Raw genomic sequence first — 1,444 nt, forward strand, 5'->3', positions numbered from 1 at the left:
TTAAAAGGGTTAGAATTTGTAACAAAAGAAATTAAAATGCAGATGTTTAGGGATAAAGTAATATGCCTAAAAAAAGAAAATTCTGATAAAGAATTAACTAGGGATTAAAATCTCTAGTTAGTATTTATATTAGATATTTATATCATATATTATTGATATTGGGTAGATATTTTATATTACTCATCATTTTTATTTTTTCTTAGCATATCCATTAAAATATTATTTGAGCGAATTTTTTCAATATTATCAGAAGGATTTTTCTTAAAAGCCTCAATATTTGTATCTAGTAATTTTATCATTAACTCAACTTGCTTCTCATCTGTTTCATAATTTGCTGACAAATCTTTGATCTGATCTTTATATCTTTCAAATGATTTTGCTAAAGATTCTTTATGTGCATATTCTTGTTCAAGTTTAAAATATTTATTTATATTTATATTTGCAACAGTTGCAGCCCATATAAAAGGGGTGTTAATCATTAATCTAACAATAATTGAAACTAAATCAATATTACTTAAATTACCCCAATCAATAGTTGCATAATTAAAACAAGCCATACAAAGTATTACTAAAATAAAAAAAATTAAATTTACATCTTTATTCCACTTTGCTTTTTCTGCTTGTGCAAAAAATCCAGCTGCAAGTCCTGCATCGCTAGATAAATCTATAACTTTTTTTGCTTCCTCTTCTATTATTTTTAATTGCTCTTTTCTCTCTTCTAATTCTTCCTCTAAAGATTTATTATCACCTGAGCCAAATATGGTTTTATAGAAATCATCTAATTCCGCTTTTTTACTAATAAAATCAGCATATACTGAAATAAAAATCTCATACTTAGAGTTTTCTTCATCATCTATTATTTCAGCATATTTATTTAAAAAATCATCTATTTTTTTATTTAATTCCTCTACCTTGTTTAAATTTTCACTATTTTTTATAATTATTAAATCATTATAAATAACATTAATTTGCTCATACTTGTTCAATAAATCGCTAGGTATATCTCCCTTATCACTTAAAAATATTTCTGCATACGAATTATTAATATTATTTATTTTTTGCTCAACTTCATTTATTATACTGTCAGATGTAACTTCTTGTATTCGTGTTAACCTACTTTTACCACTTTCATCACTACTTAATAAATACTTGTAGACTCCATTTAGCTCCTTTATTCTTTCCTCTATTGCTACTTTTGCTTTTTTATAATTATCAATTTCATTATTAATAAGTGATTTCAAAGAATCATCACTATTACTATCAATAAATGCTTTATTTATAGAGTAATCGTCCTTAAGTTGCTCATAAAGGTCTTTTACCTTATTAATCTCTTCTTGTAATTCCTCTAATTTCTCATTTTTCCCTTTAGACACTTTCACTCCTATTTAGTCAAATAAGCCACTAGCATTTGCTTTTTCTCTACCTTCATCTAAAAGCTCTTTAG

General features: G+C 25.0%; 1 protein-coding gene. It reads right to left on the reverse strand.

Annotated elements, in window-relative coordinates:
* Nucleotides 1-176: 176 nt before the first annotated feature.
* On the reverse strand, nt 177-1,373 hold the full coding sequence (locus CAMP5063_RS08260; RefSeq protein WP_263703192.1) for a hypothetical protein: 1,197 nt from the start codon (nt 1,371-1,373) through the stop codon (nt 177-179).
* Nucleotides 1,374-1,444 lie beyond the last annotated feature (71 nt).

It is taken from the genome of Campylobacter sp. RM5063 (assembly GCF_024723655.1).
In the GTDB taxonomy this organism is placed as follows: Bacteria; Campylobacterota; Campylobacteria; order Campylobacterales; family Campylobacteraceae; genus Campylobacter_D; species Campylobacter_D lari_D.